Origin of the sequence: Yoonia sp. 2307UL14-13, assembly GCF_037572755.1 — a bacterium.
GTDB lineage: Bacteria > Pseudomonadota > Alphaproteobacteria > Rhodobacterales > Rhodobacteraceae > Yoonia.
The window spans coordinates 20,207-37,444 of record NZ_JBBIFZ010000005.1; the positions used below are offsets into that span (position 1 = coordinate 20,207).

Sequence of the window (17,238 nt, forward strand, 5' to 3'; positions counted from 1 at the left end):
AACTAAAATCCACTTTGCGTTTGACGCAACGTCGTGCAGCATTGACTTAGCCAGTTGAAAATCGGGAACGTTTTGACGCCAGCACATGAAAGAATTGCAACGATACCACTGGGTATCGTGATCCGGCGACAGCCGGGCGTGACGAAATGGGTCAAACATGTTTGGCGCGTTGTCGCGGTTCTGCCCGGCGCATCAAAAGTCGATTGGCACGAGCTGCGGCGCGAAGGCGATGCGATCGAATATCATGCGACAACGTTACCGCTGACCCTGCATCGTGCAGACGCCGAGGCCTATCTGCAAAGTCTCTCGGCCGACCAACCGTCGGTCTACATCGTCATGCAGGGTGGCGCAACGCGACCTGACATCACCCATGTCACCGCCTCCGCCTTTGAGGCGCAGGATTTTGCGGACACGGGTGAAGAGATCGTTGAGAAGGTGCCGATGCCGGAAGGGTTGGTTGCCTGGATCCGCGATTTTGCCCAGACGCACCATGATGAAGAGCCATTTGTGAAACGGCGTCGCGACAAGAAACGTATCGATCTGGATCAGGATGGTATTGGCGATGCGCGGGTGCGGCAGCTGGCGGATGTTTATCGTGCGCCGGGCTCTAAGCGGGCGGTGTTGCAATGAGCGGCGTGATCGACACTTGGTCGCGCAGGCGGGCGGCGGTCGCTGCGGAAACCCGTGCCGAAGCTGCGTCGAAAGAGGCTGAGGCTGTCGCCGCACAGCAGGCATCTTTTGATGAGATGTCCGATGAAGAGGTTTTGCTGGCGCTTGATTTGCCTGACCCGGACGGCTTGGGGCAAGGCGATGATTTCAGCCAGTTCATGGCAAAGATCGTGCCACAGCGCATTCGTCAGCGCGCCTTGCGCCGGTTGTGGCGGTCGAATGCGGTTTTGGCGAACCTTGATGATCTGGTCGATTACGGGCAGGACTTTACCGACAAGGCCTGCGTGATCCCGGATATGCAGACGGCCTATCAGGTCGGGCGCGGGATGTTGCGGCATATCACGCACTGGCTGGAAGAAGTGGAGGTGATCGAGCCGGAACCGGAGAGCGAACCGGAAGAACCTGTTGCGGTCATTGAAGCGGAAGAGGTCGCAGCGCCCGAAGAAGAGCCCACACCCACACGCCCCCGCCGCATGACATTCACGAAAGAGGGGATCGCGTGACCGCTGCTGCAGATATCGCGCTCGCCCCCGAAGATCGCCTGCGCGCCGATCTTTACAACTTTATTGGCCTTCTGCTGGCACGCCCCCCGGATCAACTGCTTTTGGATCAATGCGCCGCGCTGACCGGTGATGAGACCACATTGGGTCAGGCAATCACGGCGCTTTCGACGGCTGCGCGGAAGGCCCGACCAAAGGCCCTGACGCAGGAATTCAATGTTTTGTTCATCGGTCTGGGTCGGGGGGAACTGCTTCCTTATGCCAGCTACTATCTGACCGGGTTTCTGAATGAAAAACCGTTGGCGCGCCTGCGTGCCGATATGACCGCGCTGGGGATGACCCGGGCTGACAATGTGTACGAGCCTGAGGACAACATTGCATCGCTGATGGAGATGATGGCGGGTATGATCGTCGGTCGCTTCCGCGCGCCTGCATCGCTGCCGGATCAGCGGCAATTCTTCAACAAACACCTTGCACCATGGGCGGGCCATTTCTTTGCCGATCTGGAGGCCGCGAAAGGTGCACAATTCTATACGGCGGTGGGACGAGTGGGCCGCGCATTCATGGAAATCGAACGCGAAGCGTTCCGCATGACCGCGTAGCGGCCACAGATATCGGCGGGCAGCCGCCACGACAATGAAAGGGAGACCTCTTATGGCGAAGGACGACAACGACACCACAAGCAGACGATCATTTCTGAAACTGGCGGGTGTGGCGACTCCTGCCGCGGTCGCCGTGGCCGCGACAGCAGGCGAGGCGTCAGAGGCATTGCCCGATCCAACGTCGGAGAAGATGCAGGATACGCCACACACACGCGCCTATTTCCAAAGCGCACGTTTCTAAAGAATGACCGAGCCACTCTGGGCGGGTGGCATTGAGGGAGGAAGACGATGTTACGGAGAAAGACCAGAGAAACCAGCCAGCGGCGCAAACGGTCAGGGGTACTGTCCGAGGTGGCGGAAAAATCCGTTGATCGGCGCGCATTTCTGCGGGGGTCGGGGCTGACGATCGGGGGCCTGGCCGCGATTTCGGCAACCGGTGGTGCAGTAGCACCCGCCGCGGCGCAGACGGCATCGACAGTGGTCGAAACGGTGAAATCGGTCTGCACCCATTGCTCGGTTGGTTGTACGGTGGTTGCCGAAGTATCCAACGGCGTCTGGACGGGGCAAGAGCCCGGTTGGGACAGCCCGTTCAACCTGGGCGCACATTGCGCCAAGGGTGCTGCCGTCCGTGAACACGCCCATGGTGAACGTCGCCTGAAATACCCGATGAAGCGTGAAAACGGCGAATGGGTCCGGATCAGCTGGGATCAGGCCATCGACGAAATCGGCGGCGGCATGATGAACATCCGCGAAGAAAGCGGGCCGGACAGCGTCTATTGGCTGGGCTCGGCCAAGCACAATAACGAACAGGCCTATCTGTTCCGCAAATTCGCTGCCTATTGGGGCACGAACAACGTCGACCATCAGGCGCGGATTTGCCATTCGACGACCGTTGCCGGTGTGGCGAATACATGGGGCTACGGCGCCATGACGAACAGCTATAACGATATCCATAACTCCAAGGCGATATTCATCATCGGCGGCAACCCGGCCGAGGCGCATCCTGTGTCGCTGCTGCACGTGCTGCGCGCGAAAGAGCAGAACAACGCCCCGTTGATCGTCTGCGATCCGCGTTTCACACGCACGGCCGCGCATGCTGACGAATATGTCCGCTTCCGCCCCGGCACCGATGTGGCGCTGGTTTGGGGGATCCTGTGGCACATCTTTGAAAACGGGTGGGAGGATCAGGAATTCATTCGCACCCGCGTTTGGGGCATGGACCAGATCAAGGAAGAGGTTGCGCGCTGGACTCCGGAAGAGGTCGAACGTGTCACCGGCACGCCCGGATCGCAGCTGCGCCGTGTGGCGCGAACCATGGTCAACAATCGCCCCGGCACCGTGATCTGGTGCATGGGTGGGACCCAGCACACAAACGGCAACAACAACACCCGTGCCTATTGCGTATTACAGTTGGCACTGGGCAACATGGGCACATCGGGTGGCGGCACGAATATCTTCCGCGGCCATGACAATGTGCAGGGTGCGACGGACCTTGGCGTTCTCAGTCATACGCTGCCGGGGTACTACGGTCTGTCCGCAGGCGCATGGGCGCATTGGGGCCGGGTCTGGGGTGAGGACCCCGAGTGGCTGCAGGCGCAATTCGCGACGATCAAGGATGCTGACGGGAACGACAAACCCTTGATGAACGAAATTGGTATTCCGGTGTCGCGCTGGATCGACGGGGTTCTGGAGGACCCCGAAAACATGGACAACCCGGACAGGGTCCGGGCGATGGTCCTCTGGGGTCATGCGCCAAACTCGCAAACCCGGATGAAGGAAATGAAGACCGCGATGGAGCAGTTGGATATGCTTGTCGTGATCGACCCGTATCCGACAGTCTCGGCGGTTCTGCATGACCGGACGGATGGCGTTTACCTGTTGCCCGCCTGTACGCAGTTCGAAACCCGCGGATCGGTAACGGCATCGAACCGGTCGATCCAGTGGCGCGACAAAGTAGTTGAGCCCCTGTTCGAATCCCTCCCGGACGAGGTCATCATGGCCAAGTTCGCCAACAAGTTCGGCTGGGCTGACCGCCTTTTCCGCAATATCGAAATGGACGACCCCGAAACGCCGAATGTCGAAAGCATCACGCGCGAGTTTAATCGGGGCATGTGGACCGTTGGCTATACCGGCCAATCGCCCGAGCGGATGAAGCTGCATATGGCGAACCAGCATACATTCGACCGCACGACCTTGCGGGCGAATGGCGGCCCCGCGGATGGCGATTACTACGGGATGCCATGGCCGTGCTGGGGCACGCCCGAGATGCGGCATCCGGGAACGCCGAACCTCTACGATATGTCCAAGCCTGTGTCCGAAGGCGGCCTGACCTTCCGCGCCCGGTTCGGGGTGGAACGCGACGGTGACAACCTGCTGGCCGAAGGTGTTTATTCCGCCGGGTCGGAAATTCAGGATGGCTATCCTGAATTCACCTATCAGATGCTGGTCGATCTGGGCTGGGAGGGTGACCTGACCGATGAGGAAAGGGCGAGCATCGAACAGGTTGCCGGTGGTGCCGACAACATGGGTGGCATCAACTGGAAGACCGACCTGTCAGGCGGTATCCAGCGCGTTGCGATCGCCCATGAATGCGCGCCATTCGGCAACGCCAAGGCGCGGGCGGTCGTCTGGACCTTCCCCGATCCGGTGCCAGTGCACCGAGAGCCGCTATATACGAACCGGCGCGATCTGGTGGAAGACTATCCGACCTACGAGGATCGCAAATTCTATCGCTTGCCGACCATGTATGCCTCGATCCAGAAGCAGGATTTCAGTGCGGATTATCCGATCATCCTGACATCCGGCCGTCTGGTCGAATATGAAGGCGGCGGCGATGAAACGCGATCAAACCCGTGGCTGGCCGAATTGCAGCAGGACATGTTCGTCGAGATCAACACCCGCGACGCCAACAACCTTGGCGTCCGTGACGGCGCGCAGGTCTGGGTGGAAGGGCCCGAAGGTGGCAAGGTCAAAGTGATGGCCATGGTGACCGAACGGGTCGGCGAGGGCGTCGCCTTCATGCCGTTCCACTTTGGCGGCCATTTCGAGGGCGAGGATCAAAGGGCCAAATACCCCGAAGGGGCCGACCCTTACGTGCTGGGCGAAAGTACCAACACCGCGCAAACCTATGGCTACGATTCAGTGACCCAGATGCAAGAGACCAAGGCCACTCTTTGCAAAATCTGGACAGCGTAAGGAGATCAGATCATGGCAAGAGCAAAGTTTCTCGTCGATGCCGAACGCTGCATTGAATGCAATGCCTGCGTCACCGCCTGCAAGAACGAACACGAAGTGCCCTGGGGGATCAACCGCCGCAAGGTGGTCACGATCAATGACGGCAAACCCGGTGAGCGGTCGATCTCGGTTGCTTGTATGCATTGTTCGGACGCACCCTGTATGGCCGTATGCCCGGTCGACTGCTTTTATCAGAACGAAGAAGGGGTCGTGCTGCATTCCAAGGATCTGTGCATCGGTTGCGGCTATTGCTTCTACGCATGCCCGTTCGGCGCGCCGCAATATCCGCAGGCAGGCAATTTTGGATCGCGGGGCAAGATGGACAAGTGCACGTTCTGCGCCGGTGGGCCCGAGGAGACGCATTCCACCGCCGAATTCGCCAAATACGGGCGCAACCGGATCGCCGAGGGTAAGCTGCCCATCTGTGCCGAGATGTGTGCGACCAAGGCGCTGCTGGCTGGTGATGGCGACGTTGTATCCGGCATCTATCGCGAGCGTGTGGTGGCCCGCGGCTTTGGTTCCGGTGCGTGGGGATGGGGCACGGCTTATGATCAGAAAAGCAACTAAGGCTTTCTGAAGCGAGGGGCGCGACCTGGCTGGGTCGCGCCCGTTTATCGACATTTACTGAGGTTCGTTATGCTGCGTGTCTTGCTGGTATCGTTGCTGAGTGTGTTTCTGTTCACGTCTGCCACGGCGCAAGACGCGCCCGAGGCGGTGCCAGACCGCTCCGCCACTGGTGGCGCGCAAACGCTTGAGGATATCCTCGCCCGGCAACGTGGCGAAACGCTTGATGACGGGTTTCGCCGCGATGATACAGGCAACGCGGACGGTGCCGGTATTTCGGATCAGTTGGGCACGCTTGGCGGCGCCTCGGACTCTGAGCTGTGGCGCGCGCTGCGATACGACACCGCCGATGTGACGGCCTCGAACAGCGGCCATGCCGCCACCACGCTGGTGCAGGATGGCGGTATGCGCTGGTTGTCATTTCGCGAAGGGCCGCTGGTCACCTATGGCGGGTATCTGCTGCTGGGCACGCTTGGGTTGCTGGCACTATTCTTCCTGATCCGTGGGCGCATCCGCATCGATGGGGAAAAGACCGGGCGCACGATTGAACGGTTCAAGGCGATCGAACGGTTTGGCCACTGGCTGTTGGCAGGATCGTTCATCCTGCTGGGGATCACCGGGCTGATATCATTGATGGGCCGCAAGTTCCTGATCCCGATGTTCGGTCATGAAAGTTTTGCGTTCATCGCGACAGGATCGAAATGGGTGCATAACAACGTATCGTGGGCGTTCATGCTGGCGTTGATCATGATCTTCGTGATGTGGGTGGTTCACAACCTGCCCAGCCGGACCGACATCAACTGGCTGTTGAAGGGTGGCGGGTTGCTGACCAAAGGGCATCCGCCCGCGAAAAAGTTCAATGCGGGGCAAAAGCTGATCTTTTGGTCGGTGATCGTGTTCGGTACTTCCATTTCATTGACGGGGCTGTCCCTGCTGTTCCCGTTCGAGATGCCGATGTTTGCCGCCACCTTCGAAAAGATGAACGCCTGGGGCATTTCCAGTTTGCTGGGGCTGGGCGAGTTGCGCACGACCCTCGCCCCGCATGAAGAGATGCAATATGCGCAGCTATGGCACGCGATCGTCAGCTTTGTGCTGATGGCGATTGTCCTCGCCCATATCTATATCGGCTCAATCGGGATGGAGGGGGCCTATGACGCGATGGGATCCGGCCAGGTGGAAGAGCAATGGGCGCGCGAGCACCATTCGCTGTGGGTCGAGGAGGTGAAGGCGAAGGAAGGCGCCGCCCCGGCCGAATAATGTGGCGCGTGCTGTCGCTTATCGCGATCGTTGGATCGCCCGCCGCAGCGCAGGATTTCTTTACGCTTCAGGGCCATGGCGGTCCGATCATGGACATTGCCGTGTCGCCGGATGGCCAGATAGCAACGGCCAGCTTCGACAATGCCGTCGGGCTTTGGAGCGGTTCAGAGGCAGTATGGCACGATGGACACGACGCAGCGGTGAATGCCGTACTGTTCTGGGATGACCAAACGCTGATCTCGGCCGGTGACGATTTCAAGCTGCGGCTATGGCGTGGGCCGGATGATCAGCAGGTGCTGGGTGAACATCAAGGAAAGATCGTGGCGCTTGCCGGGTCGCCACAGGCGGGCCTGATCGCTTCGGCAAGTTGGGACGGGCGGGTCGGAATATGGGCGATCGCGGATCAGGCCGCGCCGCGGTTTCTAAGCGGTCATAGGCAGGCGGTGAATGATGTGGTGTTCAATGCTGACGGATCACGCCTTTATTCCGCATCGGCTGACGGGACGATCCGCATTTGGGACCCGCAGACGGGCGATGAGATACAGCAGCTTGTCAGCCACGGTTTCGGCGTGAATGAGCTGGTCCTGAACGAGGCCGCGGGCTGGTTGGCATACGGCGTGGTTGATGGCGGCACCCGCGTCGTCGATATGCAAACGGGAGCGGTGATCGACGACTTCACTCTGGAGCGGCGACCGATCCTTGCGATGGCCTTTGCGCCGGCCGAGGGCCTGCTCGCTGTCGGAGATGGCGAAGGCTACATCATGATCGTCGACACACGGGCAATGCGGATCGCACGGGATTTTCGCGCGACGCAGCGCGGCCCGATCTGGGCGCTGGCCTTTTCGCGGGATGGTCAGAATATCCATGCAGGCGGGATCGAGAACATCATGTATTCATGGCCCATCGCGACCATGGATGAACATGATCGCATGGCTGATGAAACGCGCAGTTTTCTCCAAGACCCAACGACGATGAGCAATGGTGAACGGCAGTTCCAGCGCAAATGCTCGATCTGTCATACGCTTAAGGCTGGCAGCGCGCGCCGGGCGGGGCCGAGCCTGCACAACCTTTTTGGACGGGCTGCGGGCACGGTCGACGACTACACCTATTCCGAAACGCTCAGCGGTTCGTCCATTATCTGGTCAGCCGAAACGATCAACGCCCTGTTCGAAGAGGGGCCAGACCACTACATTCCGGGTAGCAAGATGCCGATGCAGCAGATCGCGGCGCAGCAGGATCGGGATGATCTGATTGCCTATCTGCGGGATGCGACAATAGGAGGAGAGAATTGAATATGAAAGCCATGCTTGCGGCCTTTGCGGCGATTGCCCTGATTGCCGTGGGGGCCAATGTCATCCTGGATAATGTCGGGTTCTCCAGCGCAGAGCAGGGATCGGGCAGCGCCGTGCGATTGGACAACTGAAAAAGGCGCCCGCATGGGGCGCCTTTCAGCAAGCTATTCGCGGTTATTTTAGTGCACGATTTCCTCTTCCCTGACGAACATGTTCGCCCAGGCGCGGTCGATCAATTCGGGGCTCATCTGGTAGGGGATGCCTTCGAATTCGCAGATCGAGATCATCTGGTCGATCAGGAAGATCGGCTGATAGTTCGCATAGACATTATCGATTTCCGGGTAACGGACGTTCAGCAGGTGCACCAGCGTATCTTCGTCCAACGGCATCTTGCGTTTGCGCGCGACCATGGCAAAGATTTTCAGGTAATCCTCCTGATCCGGTCCGTCGATCTTGATCTTGAAGAAGATCCGGCGCAGCGCCGCCTTGTCGAAGATCGCGTTCGGGTGGAAGTTGGTCGAGAAAATGACCAGCGTATCGAACGGTACCTCAAATTTTTCACCCGATTGCAGGGCCAGGATATCCTTGCTTTCTTCCAGCGGCACGATCCAGCGGTTGACCAGCGTCTGTGGTGGTTCGGCCTGACGTCCAAGGTCGTCCACGATAAAGATGCCGCCGGTCGATTTCAGCTGCAGCGGTGCCTGATAGGTGCGCGCGGTCGGGTTGTAGACCAGATCGAGCATCGACAGCGACAATTCACCACCGGTGATCACAGTCGGGCGCTCGCAGCGCACATAGCGGGTGTCGAACCGTCCGGAGGTGCGGCGCAGGCTGTTCGGATCATCCACGTCATCCTCCGCCGCGCTGTGCACGATCGGGTCATAGACGGTGATCACCTGACCGGAATATTCGATGGCGCGGGGTACATAGATTTTATCGCCCAGCGCATCCCGGATCCCGTTCGAGATCGAGGATTTACCGTTACCGGGCGGGCCATACATCAGGATCGACCGGCCCGCGCCGACGGCGGGACCAAGGTTCGACAAAAGATCGTCCGGCAGGATCAGATGCCCCATCGCGGTGGATAGCTGGTCGCGTGTGATCTGGATGTTGCGGATCGACTGGCGTTTGATCTGCTCGCGATAGATTTCGAGCGGTACCGGCATCGCGCCATAATATTCGGACTGGTTCAACGCATCCAACGCTCGGGCGCGGCCTGCATCGGTCAGCTGATACCCCATCTCGTTGCCGTTATTGGCGTTCAGTGTCCCTGTCGCCTCAAGCAACAGCTGACTACGGGCGAGGTCGACCAGTTCCTGCGTCACCGGGATGGGCAGACAGATCGCACGGCTGATCGTCGACACCAGATCAAGGTTCATGCGGAACATCGTCTTGATCAGGATGTCGCGCATCATCGCCATGGGCAGCAGCATGCCATCAAGACCGCGCGGCGCGGGTGGTGCCAGCACATTTGAGTTTTGAACGTTCATCGTGATCCAGCCCCTTCAAAGAACATCAATAGCCAAAGACCCGCATAAGATCGCAGCCCATTATGGCGAAATCGTGAACAAACAGGTGCCTGTCCAAGGCATTCGATCGCCCCTCAGCGATATATCGCCACCAGCAAAAGATACATCAAAAGCGTGACGCTGAGGGGAAACCCCTTGGGAAACTTGCGATCTTCCCAGCTTTTCCAATGCGGAACGGCTGCCCGGATCGGGCTGTATTTGGCGGCGCGATGCACCAAAAGCGCGGCGATAAGGCATGCCGCGAACAACAACATCAGATCGCGGATATCGGCCAGAACGATCATGGGGGCGGCTGCGGCCATGAACTTGGCGTCACCGGCGCCCATCACGCCGGCTGCGTTAAGCGCAATACCGATCACCAGCATGACCACAAGGTTCAGCCACTGCCACAGATACATGTCGAACGGGAAGGCGAAGAGGCCCAGAATGGCATAGCTGGCGACCAGCGCCATCACCGCCTTGTTCGTGATCTTCATCATGCTCATGTCGGTCCATGAGACATAGATGGCGATCGGAATGACGGCGGGCAAAAACCACAGGGCCGCGTCCGCCGTCATGCCCATGACTTAGTTGTTCACGTTGTTTTCAAGCGCTTCCAAAGCGCGGGTCGCTTCGGGGAAGAAACGCGGATGCGTATCGATCGCCTCGCTCAGCAGCGATTTGCCCATGGTGATATCGTTTTGCTTGATCGCGGTCAGGGCCATCGTGTGCAACAGCTGCGCACGTTCGACCTGGGTCATGTCGACGACGGGCAAGGCATAGTTGCGCTGCGCGCCACGGGCGAGCACCAGATTGTTTTTGGCGGTGAACAGCGACTTATCGTGGCGCAATGCGCTGACGAACATGCGCTCGGCGCCGCCGTAGTCTCCGCGTGTCAGCTTGGAGTAACCCCAGTTGTTATAGACCGAGCCCGGGCGGGTCGTCAGACCGATGGCGGTTTCGTAAAAACTGTCGGCCTTGTCCCATTGCTGGCGGCTATCGGCGACCATCGCCTCGAGCCGGTAGCGTTTGAAAGACTCGAATGTCGGCGGCACGGTGTTCAGCGCCGACGCGGCCTCGTCCCAGTTGTTGTTGCGGATATAGGCATCGGCAAGGTCAACGCGGTCGGCGCTCTGCGCCTCTTCATGTTGAACGACCGCTTGCCAAGCGGCCACCGCATCGTCGCGGCGGCCCGCCCGCACGAGCGATTTTGCCAGGCCACGTTGCAGATCGATCCGTCCCGGATCGTTCGCATTGGCGCGGGTGAAATAGTTGACCGCCTCGTCCGGGTCACCGACTGTCAGAAACACATCGTTCAGATTGCTTTCATCGATGACGTTGAGATCTTTCAAAGCGCGTTCGACTTCTGCCTCGTCGTCCCGCTCACAAGCCGACAAGGCCATGGCCGCGCATAGCGTCAATAGAATGGAATGGCGCATGTTCCTGCGTCCTTTTGCTGCTCTACCCTATAGTGCCGACATAAGGACGAAATCGCCTGCGCCCCGTCGGATCAGATTGAAGTTCTGATTTTCTTCTAACTCATTACTACCTGAATTTTCCAAATTTGCGAGCGCTAAGCGCAAGTTATCGCGAATTTCGTCGGAATTTCCGTTATCTGCGGCATATGCGCGGCGGAAAACCTCGCTTGCCTCGGCTGCATTGCCGCGTTCCATCAGGATGACACCAAGGTTGTTCCAGGCGGGGGGAAAGGATGGATCTTCCTTGGTCGCTCGTCTGAGAAGCCTTTCCGCCTGGCCAAGCCGCCCCAGCCTGAGGTTCGCAGACCCCAGCGCCGACAACGTATCGACGTTCAGGCCCTGCTGGGCCGCGGCGCGCAGGTAAGCCTTCAGCGCCAGTTCGTATTCGTTGGCGGCCATCAGCCGGTGTCCGACGATCAAGCCATCCACATTGGACCGGCCCGCGACACCCGGTGCGAACACACCATCGGATTCACCAAGGCCGCCTGCGGTGTCGCAAGCGGCCAGAGCGATAACCAAGCCAATCGGCAAAAGTCGTTTCATTACGCCTCGATGATCAACTGCCCAGATTAGTTACAATGGCGTAGATCGATGGTCCAATCAACATTGCGAGCAGGGGCGGAACCGTTAGCATCATCGTGGCGAGTGTCATCTTGGTCGGCAATTTGTTCGCCGCTTCCTCAGCCCGCATCACGCGCTTATCGCGCATTTCCGATGCATAGACCCGCAATGCGTCGGCGATCGACGTACCAAATTGCTGTGATTGCACAAGGACGGTGACAAAGCTGGAAATATCGGTCGTACCCGACCTTTCCGCCATATCCTTAAGAACCGTGGTCTTGTCCTTGCCTGCCTTCATTTCCTGACTGACGATTTCGTACTCCTGGGCCATTTCGGGGAAACCGGACTTCAGTTCGGTGGCCACCCTGATAAGCGACTGATCAAGCGATTGACCGGCCTCTACACAAACAAGCATCATATCAAGGCTATCTGGAAAAGCGTTTTCGATCGCTTCGATGCGACCCTGCTGACGACGTGTCACCCAGTACCGTGGCAACAGATACATCACAATGCCAGGGCCAAGAACGTATAGTGCGAGATCTTGGGTCGATACGTCGCCCTGCGTAGTCGCGTAAATCGCATATATACCACCAAGCAAAAGACCGAAGACACCAAGAGCGAATTGCATAAAGTGATAAATCCGCACGGAATTCTTGCCGCGGTAACCGGCTTGCATCAGCTTCAGTTTGACCGCCGAATACTCATCGGCATTTTGCGGTTCGAGAAAGTTGGAGTATTTCTCCAACTTGTCGCGGTTGCTTGCCGTCCTTAATTTCTCGCCCTTCTTTGCCGCCTTTTGGTCCTGCTTGGCAGAGTTCCGCAAGCGGTCGAGCGGGTCGACCTCTTTCTTCAATAGCACGGGCAAAGTGATCAGGATCAGAAAGATCCCAAGCAGGCCGACGACCATCAGCGGGCCGTAAGGCCCAAGAAAGTCGATGATCATCTGTTGAATGGCTTCCATCGAATAATCCTCAGACTTTGATGTTCACTAGGGCACGCATGACGATGATGTTCAGCACGAGGAAAGCCGCGACACCCAATGCGGCCGGGATGAACAGCGGGCTTTCCATGACTTCATCATAATAGTCGGGCTTTACCAGGTTGATCCCGGCAAGCGCGACAAGCGGGAAGGCCGACAGCAGGTTGCCTGACCATTTCGCCTCGGCCGTGATGGCCGCCACGCGGCGGAACAGGCGAAAACGGGCGCGGATCACCTTGGCCAAACCATCCAGGATTTCCGCAAGGTTACCACCAGAGGTCTGCTGGATGGTGACCGCAACAGCGAGGAACCGCATGTCCTGACTATCCAGCCGTTCGGCCATGGTTTTGAGCGTTTCACCCATATCACGGCCATAGGCCGCCTCGTCCGAGATAATACCCATTTCGGTGCCCAACGGATCAGGCACCTCACGGGCGACGATTGCGACGGCAGAGGAAAACGGGTGACCGACACGCAGCGATCGAACCATCAGTTCAACCGCCTCGGGCAACTGTTCCTGGATCATGTTCATGCGTTTCTTGGCTTTGCCCGCGACCCAGGTGTAGACGCCACCGACACCCATCGCGACCGCCACGACGGCGCGGACCAATACGCCCACCTCGGTCGCGAAAGTCAGCATCACGAACGCGCAGACACTCACCAGCACCATCACAAGGATCAGCTGCGTCGGGGTGAAGACGATATTCGCCTTCTGCGCCTTGTCCGCAAGGATCGAATAGATCGGAATGCTTTGCGACTTCATGTGCTGCGTCATTTCCTTACGCAGCTGTTCAAGCACCTGTTCGCGGTTCCCGCCCTTGTCCAGCATGTCCAGACGGCGGTTTACCTTGCCGTCCATGCTGATCGACTTGCCGAAGATGACAAGATAGACGCCCTGCACCAACGCAAGGACCGCCACAAAGACGATGACGTAGATAATCGGTTCAGCAGAAATCATGCGATTTACTCCGCGACCATGGGTTCAAAGATGGCTGGCGGCAGATCGTAGCCCCACAGCTTGAAACGTTCAGAGAAGTTGCTGCGCACACCGGTCGCCGTAAAGTGACCGATGATCTTGTTTTCAGGGGTCAAGCCCACACGTTGATAGCGAAAGATTTCCTGCATGGAAATCACATCGCCTTCCATGCCCGTAATCTCGGTGATCGACGTCATACGACGCGAACCGTCCTGCAACCGCGAGGCCTGCACGACAAGGTTTACAGCCGATGCGATCTGGCTGCGCATCGCTTTGATCGGCATTTCGATCCCGGCCATCGCAATCATGTTTTCAAGACGCGAAACCGCATCACGAGCCGAGTTCGCGTGGATCGTCGTCATCGAACCATCGTGGCCGGTGTTCATGGCCTGCAGCATGTCGATAACCTCATCACCCCGGGTTTCCCCCACGATGATCCGGTCTGGGCGCATCCGAAGAGCGTTTTTCAGACAGTCACGCTGCGAAACGCCACCTTTGCCCTCGACGTTGGGTGGGCGGCTTTCCATCCGGCCCACGTGGGTCTGCTGCAGTTGAAGTTCCGCCGTATCCTCGATCGTCAGGATGCGTTCGGCGTCGTCGATAAAACCCGACAGGGCGTTCAGCGTCGTCGTCTTACCGGACCCCGTACCACCCGACACGATCACATTCAGGCGGGTCGATACGGCAGCCTGCAAATATGCGGCCATCTCTTCGGTAAAGGCCCCGAATTTGATCAGTTCTTCGATGCCCAGCTTGTCTTTTTTGAATTTCCGGATCGACACCAGCGATCCGTCGACCGCAATGGGCGGGACCATGGCGTTGAAACGCGAACCATCGGCAAGGCGGGCGTCGACGTAAGGGTTCGATTCATCGACGCGACGGCCGACGGCGGACACGATCTTGTCGATGATCCGCAACAGGTGGCGTTCGTCCTTGAAGGTAATGTCCGTCAGTTCCAGACGACCTGACCGTTCCACAAAGATCTGCTGTGGGCCGTTGACCAGAATATCGTTGACCGTGTCGTCTTTCAGCAGCGTCTCGAGCGGGCCCAGGCCGGTGACCTCGAAAAACAGGTCCTGACTAAGGGTTTGCCGTTCCTCGCGGTTCAGCACGACACCCATTTCTTCAAGCGATTCCGCGGCGATCGCATTGATCTCGGTCCGGAGCTCTTGTTCGGTCGCCGTTTCCAACGCGGCCAGATTCAGATTGTCCAGCAAGGCCTTATGCAGTTCCAGCTTGATCTCGCCCAACCGCTCTTTTCTGCGCTTTTCCTTGTCGACAGGGCCAGCATCCGCAGGGCGCTTGTTCGGCATCGCCTTCATCAACGATTTGCGCTGTTCTTCCGCTGGTGCCACGGCGATCGGTGCCACTTTAACCTTTGGTGCTCCGGCGCTTGGTTTTGCGGGCACCGCTTTGTCAGCCGTCGGTTTTTTGTACTTCGAAAACATTATCTTGCCTCTCAGGTTTTGGCTTCGGCCGCATCGGACTGGTTAACATCGTGTACAGATTGCGCGAGTTTCAGGATTTCCTTGCGCAGCGGATTCTTCCCGATCGTCTCGGACATCGGCGCGCCATGGTCTGCGCTTTGCGCGACAGGCTTTCCGCCGTCGGGCAGCAAAATCTCGATCGAGATACCAAGACTTTCGGACAGCCGCTTTACCCGACTTTTGCCGTTCAAATCGGTAAAGCCCGGCGCACGATTCAAGATAAAACGCAGCTTTTCGAATGGCAGATCTTCGGATTGCAGCGCACGCTTCAGCCGGAGCGTATTCTGTGCAGAGCGCATATCCAATTCGATCAACGCGAAATAGACATGCGACAACTCAAGAACGGTTTGCGACCACTCGACCATGGTCGATGGCATGTCGACGATCACATAGTCGAAGTTCACCCGAGCCATTTCCACCACGCGCTCAATATCTTGTGGCGTGATCATATCCAGAGGGATCATGTCGGTCGGCGATGTCAAAACATGCAGCTTTTCGCCGTAGGTCAACAAGGCCTGCATAAAGACTTCGCTGTCCATGTTTTCGGTATCGGTCAGCATTTCCAGTACGGATTCACGGCGCGGCAGATCAAGATAGGTCGAGGCGGTGCCAAACTGGAAATCAAGGTCGATCAAACATACTTTGACGTCCGAGTCCTTATCGATATTGGCCAATTCCCAGGCGAGGTTGACCGCCAGCATCGTCGCGCCAATGCCACCGGCAAGGCCGTGAATGGGGATGACGACGCCTGACCGGTCACCGGTCGCCTTGAACTTGGCATCGCCCTCGGTCGGCGCTTTGGGCTCTTCCGCGGTCAGAACACGTTCGATCGCGCGCGCAAGCTCGTTTTCGGGAAGAGGGTAGGGAACGAATTCATCCCCGCCTTCGCGCAGGAGCTGGTGCAGTACGGTGGGGCTGACATCCTCGGCGATCAGGATGACCTTGACCTTATGATCTTTCGCGGCTGCGATGATGTCGCTGATGGTCTGAAGCCGATCCTCGTCCTCGGCATCCATCGCGATCGTCACGAATTGCAGAGACCGGGCCTCTGGCTGGCCCAGGAACGAAATCGCATCGTCGAAACTAAGATCGCCCCAACTGTCGCCAAGGGCGGACTCCATATCCTCGATCAGAAGATCGAAAATCTGAACATCGCGGCTGATCGTGCAGGCAATGATCGCTGGTGGGTCGTGTTGAACAGCCGGTCCCGTGCTCATTCTTGTCGCGTCCTCATCATCTATTCATGAAAATCTACGGCATCTGACATAGATGGACCAGTGACGCAAAAGTTCATGACCGCCACCACAGGCGATAGGATTCCTTTGTGAGGACTATTCGTTACAATCGTGTCGAGATTTGGACCAAAAGATCGTAATTGTGCGGAATGTTGCGACGATCTAAGTGGATTTTGGGGTGTTGTTCACGCCGACGCCGGGTCGGCGTGAACTATATCTAGGCAGTTTCTTGCTACTGCTCGATCGAACTTGTCTGCTGGACCAGCGCGCTTGGGCGCGAGGCCGAGCCGACATATTCACGGAAGATCACTTGTGCATATTTGCCGTTCAGGATCAGCGGGTTGTTTTGAACGAAACCCGATACCTCTGTCACCGTACGGCGGTTGCGTCTTTCGCGGTTCTGGGTTTCCACGACCGGGCGTGTCTCACCGAAGGAAGCCACTGCTTCCAACCGGCTGCGATCAATGCCCTGTGCGGTCAGGAACGCCACGACGGCTTGCGCACGACGCAGACCCAATCCACGGTTATAGGCGTTGCTGCCCACAAGGTCGGTATGACCATAAACGCGGAAGCGTACCTCGGGGAACTGTCTGATCCAGTCCGCCTGACGCATCAGCGTCGCGCGGGCATTGGCATCCAACACTGTCGAGTTGAATGCGAAGTTGACCGTCGAGTTGACCTCGGACGCGAAACGCCGCGCCAGGTTGATCGCAAAGTCCTGCTGCCGCCCTTGATGCGCCAGCATATTGTTCATCGTGGCGTTGCCGAACGATCCGGTATCCACTTCGGACCCTGCTTCGACCTCTAGGCGGTCGAATGCGGGATCATCGGCTGAACACGCGGCAAGAAGCGCGGTCGCCATGGCTGTTGTCATAAGTTTTTTCATTGACCCGTGC

18 protein-coding genes are annotated in these 17,238 nt (G+C 58.2%); 9 read left to right on the plus strand and 9 right to left on the minus strand.

Translation table 11 applies throughout. The annotated features are described in order from the left end of the window. Positions 1 to 117 precede the first annotated feature (117 nt). The 9 genes from V8J85_RS13210 (at position 118) to V8J85_RS13250 (ending at position 8,249) form a co-directional block, all read left to right on the plus strand. The gene (locus tag V8J85_RS13210; RefSeq protein ID WP_339954221.1) at positions 118 to 630 is read left to right on the plus strand and encodes a DUF3305 domain-containing protein; all 513 of its coding nucleotides are present in this window, start codon (positions 118 to 120) and stop codon (positions 628 to 630) included. Next, positions 627 to 1,172 (plus strand): DUF3306 domain-containing protein, encoded by a 546-nt coding sequence (locus tag V8J85_RS13215; RefSeq protein ID WP_339954222.1) that lies wholly within the window; start codon positions 627 to 629, stop codon positions 1,170 to 1,172. The genes V8J85_RS13210 and V8J85_RS13215 overlap by 4 nt, the downstream gene beginning before the upstream one ends. Then, the gene (locus V8J85_RS13220) at positions 1,169 to 1,771 is read left to right on the plus strand and encodes a TorD/DmsD family molecular chaperone (RefSeq protein WP_339954223.1); all 603 of its coding nucleotides are present in this window, start codon (positions 1,169 to 1,171) and stop codon (positions 1,769 to 1,771) included. Before V8J85_RS13215 ends, V8J85_RS13220 begins: the two co-directional genes overlap by 4 nt. Positions 1,772 to 1,823: 52 nt before the next feature. Next, complete coding sequence (locus tag V8J85_RS13225; protein ID WP_339954224.1) at positions 1,824 to 2,012, plus strand: twin-arginine translocation pathway signal protein; 189 nt, start codon at positions 1,824 to 1,826, stop codon at positions 2,010 to 2,012. Between the two features lie 47 nt (positions 2,013 to 2,059). Continuing rightward, positions 2,060 to 4,966, plus strand: coding sequence for a formate dehydrogenase subunit alpha (locus tag V8J85_RS13230; protein ID WP_339954225.1), 2,907 nt, complete (start codon positions 2,060 to 2,062; stop codon positions 4,964 to 4,966). 12 nt (positions 4,967 to 4,978) lie between these two features. Continuing rightward, complete coding sequence (gene fdh3B / locus V8J85_RS13235) at positions 4,979 to 5,572, plus strand: formate dehydrogenase FDH3 subunit beta (protein WP_339954226.1); 594 nt, start codon at positions 4,979 to 4,981, stop codon at positions 5,570 to 5,572. Between the two features lie 69 nt (positions 5,573 to 5,641). After that, entirely contained in the window at positions 5,642 to 6,826 is a 1,185-nt protein-coding gene (locus V8J85_RS13240; protein ID WP_339954227.1) for a formate dehydrogenase subunit gamma, read from the plus strand. Further along, positions 6,826 to 8,118 carry a c-type cytochrome gene (locus tag V8J85_RS13245; RefSeq protein ID WP_339954228.1) on the plus strand — a complete coding sequence of 431 codons (1,293 nt, stop codon included), beginning with the start codon at positions 6,826 to 6,828 and terminating at the stop codon, positions 8,116 to 8,118. The genes V8J85_RS13240 and V8J85_RS13245 overlap by 1 nt, the downstream gene beginning before the upstream one ends. Positions 8,119 to 8,120: 2 nt before the next feature. Further along, positions 8,121 to 8,249: a hypothetical protein gene (locus V8J85_RS13250; RefSeq protein WP_339954229.1), complete on the plus strand. Its 129-nt coding sequence runs from the start codon at positions 8,121 to 8,123 to the stop codon at positions 8,247 to 8,249. 48 nt (positions 8,250 to 8,297) lie between these two features. Here the strand turns inward: V8J85_RS13250 and V8J85_RS13255 are convergent, their stop codons facing one another. The 9 genes from V8J85_RS13255 to V8J85_RS13295 form a co-directional block, all read right to left on the minus strand. Next, a complete protein-coding gene (locus V8J85_RS13255; protein ID WP_339954230.1) occupies positions 8,298 to 9,608 on the minus strand; it encodes an ATPase in 1,311 nt (436 codons plus the stop codon). A 113-nt stretch (positions 9,609 to 9,721) separates the two neighbouring features. After that, positions 9,722 to 10,210, minus strand: a complete 489-nt coding sequence (locus V8J85_RS13260) for a prepilin peptidase (protein ID WP_339954231.1) — start codon at positions 10,208 to 10,210, stop codon at positions 9,722 to 9,724. Positions 10,211 to 10,213: 3 nt separating this feature from the next. After that, on the minus strand, positions 10,214 to 11,065 hold the full coding sequence (locus V8J85_RS13265) for a tetratricopeptide repeat protein (protein WP_339954232.1): 852 nt from the start codon (positions 11,063 to 11,065) through the stop codon (positions 10,214 to 10,216). 27 nt (positions 11,066 to 11,092) lie between these two features. Further along, a complete protein-coding gene (locus tag V8J85_RS13270; RefSeq protein WP_339954233.1) occupies positions 11,093 to 11,647 on the minus strand; it encodes a tetratricopeptide repeat protein in 555 nt (184 codons plus the stop codon). Between the two features lie 13 nt (positions 11,648 to 11,660). Then, positions 11,661 to 12,626, minus strand: coding sequence for a type II secretion system F family protein (locus V8J85_RS13275; RefSeq protein ID WP_339954234.1), 966 nt, complete (start codon positions 12,624 to 12,626; stop codon positions 11,661 to 11,663). Positions 12,627 to 12,636: 10 nt separating this feature from the next. After that, positions 12,637 to 13,602 carry a type II secretion system F family protein gene (locus V8J85_RS13280; protein ID WP_339954235.1) on the minus strand — a complete coding sequence of 322 codons (966 nt, stop codon included), beginning with the start codon at positions 13,600 to 13,602 and terminating at the stop codon, positions 12,637 to 12,639. 5 nt (positions 13,603 to 13,607) lie between these two features. Next, positions 13,608 to 15,068, minus strand: a complete 1,461-nt coding sequence (locus V8J85_RS13285; protein WP_339954236.1) for a CpaF family protein — start codon at positions 15,066 to 15,068, stop codon at positions 13,608 to 13,610. A gap of 11 nt (positions 15,069 to 15,079) precedes the next feature. Then, positions 15,080 to 16,324, minus strand: coding sequence for an AAA family ATPase (locus tag V8J85_RS13290; protein WP_339954237.1), 1,245 nt, complete (start codon positions 16,322 to 16,324; stop codon positions 15,080 to 15,082). A 250-nt stretch (positions 16,325 to 16,574) separates the two neighbouring features. Next, complete coding sequence (locus V8J85_RS13295; RefSeq protein ID WP_339954238.1) at positions 16,575 to 17,228, minus strand: OmpA family protein; 654 nt, start codon at positions 17,226 to 17,228, stop codon at positions 16,575 to 16,577. Positions 17,229 to 17,238 lie beyond the last annotated feature (10 nt).